Source organism: Devosia sp., from assembly GCF_030689745.1.
Lineage (GTDB): Bacteria > Pseudomonadota > Alphaproteobacteria > Rhizobiales > Devosiaceae > Devosia > Devosia alba.
In genome coordinates this window covers 1-1,926 of record NZ_JAUYGL010000001.1, presented here as the reverse complement: position 1 = coordinate 1,926, position 1,926 = coordinate 1, and the positions used below count along the sequence as shown (strand labels likewise).

Below are 1,926 nucleotides of genomic sequence, written 5' to 3'. Positions count from 1 at the left end.
CGGATTAAAACTTGGATCGATTATGCCGCAATGCCGAGACTTTGTCGGTATTCGATTGGGCTAAGAGAGCCAAGGGATATCTTGATGCGCTTCTCATTGTACCAACGGATGTAGGAATCAACTTCGTTGACGAACTGCTCGACCGTGGTCGCTTTCCAGTCCCGCGGGTAAAAGAGTTCCGTTTTCAGTCTACCGAAGAAGCCTTCGCATGCGGCGTTATCTTGCGAGCACCCCTTGCGAGACATTGAGCGAACCAGCTTCGCGTCACCGATCCTCGATAACCAACCTGGCCAGCGATAATGGGCACCGCGATCAGAATGAACGATGGGCCGTGCATCTGTGTCAGCCACAGTCTCGATGGCGGCATCCAGCATTGTGTTGACCAGCTCGGCATCTGGATGCGTTCCAATGGACCAGCTGATGACCAGGCCATCGAAGCAGTCGATGATGGGCGAGAGATACACCTTGCCAGCCGGAATCTGGAACTCGGTGATATCCGTGAGCCACTTTTCATTCGGGGCTCCGGCCTGGAAGTCGCGATTGATAAGGTTTTCAGGAGCCGGACTGATTTCGCCAAGATAGGAGCCGTACCGGCGCCGCTTTGGCTTGGCAACGACCAAGCTCTCCTGTTTCATCAACCGCTGCACGACCTTTTCAGAGATTATAACGCACTGCCTGGCCAGCGACGCACGCAGTCTGCGATAACCGCAGCAGCGATGGTTGAGCTCGAAGATTTCAGCGATGCTGCGACGAACAGCGCGGTACTTGTCTACCATTTTCACACGGGCTCGATGGTAAAAATACGAACTTCGTGCCAACCCCAACTGGGCAAGCAGCTCTGGCAGCCGATAGAGATGTTTGAGGGCGTCAACCAGCAGTGCCTTCTCCCGATTGCTCAGGAGCTGCAGATCAACGCCCAGGCCTTTTTTTAGGAGTTCATTGGCCTTCTTCAAAAGGTCCCGCTCGATCTGCAGTTGCCGGATGTCGCGTTGCAGGGAGTCGAGCTGACGCTCTAACTCCTCGCGCTCTGGCGCTGCCGGTGAGGACCTATGGCGTTTCATGGTTGGCGGAGCCTCAGGGCCGAGTAACTGGTTTTTACAGTAATACAATGTCGGCCTACACACGCCGAATTTTTCAGCAACGACCTGCGCACTTTCTTGTCGACTGCAAAGCCCAATGACGCCTGCCTGCTTCAATGCATCCGGATTGTTTGGACGGCTAGCGGCCCCAACTATTGCTTTTCTGGTCTCAGGGAACGCCTCGCGAACCCATGCGGTCAACGTTCCACGGCCGAGATAGCCCAATGCTCTCATCGTTGCGGAAATGCAGCGATCATGCGTGAGGTAGTGTTCTACAGCCGCCTGCTTCTGTGCCTGACTGTACTTCGGGCCTCGCACCGCAAAACCCACTGGCAAATCGAGGCGTTTTTCGTATTCGCGGTGCCAGCTTTTCAAGGCATTCTTGGTCGGGTAACCCAACTGCAGAATGGTCGCCCTGACACGTTTGCCGAGCCTGATGTACAGCTCGACCGCGCGGATCCGATCTTCGTAAGAATACATGAACTACCTCTTTTGATAGTCCAAGTTTTCGTCTGCATCCCCCGGGTCAAATCCTGGCAACAATCAACACGATTGGGGCTTAAAGCCGGACTGCCAGTCGCGCGGCACCTCGATCGCCATCGTGCCGGTCTCAGTCGTCGCCGTCTTGCGGCCATAGCCGTTGCGCGTGTTGCTCAGCCTTGAAGTGTTTGACCAGCGCGTTAGCGGGCGTTAGCGAGCCGTGACGTTATTGCGTCGTCCTAGGGTCCCCAGAAGTCTTCCGCTGTGCGGAATGTATTTCTGCAATCTTGCTTGACGGGTCAGGTCTTCCACGGGTTTCTTGTGGGACCGAAAGCAGGCCCGATCGACCACCTGCCTAGTTAATAAA

Annotated in this window: 1 protein-coding gene and 1 pseudogene; both read right to left on the bottom strand. The window is 55.3% G+C overall.

The window, feature by feature from the left end:
* Positions 1–20: 20 nt before the first annotated feature.
* On the bottom strand, positions 21–1,559 hold the full coding sequence (locus tag Q8O80_RS00010; RefSeq protein ID WP_305575614.1) for an IS3 family transposase: 1,539 nt from the start codon (positions 1,557–1,559) through the stop codon (positions 21–23).
* 72 nt (positions 1,560–1,631) lie between these two features.
* Positions 1,632–1,736, bottom strand: a pseudogene (locus Q8O80_RS00005) (transposase); the annotation flags it as partial.
* Positions 1,737–1,926: the final 190 nt, after the last annotated feature.

Coding starts and splice junctions, on each gene's coding strand:
- Q8O80_RS00010 (WP_305575614.1), bottom strand. CDS start 1,559: ATGTATTCTTACGAAGATCGGATCCGCGCGGTCGAGCTGTACATCAGG.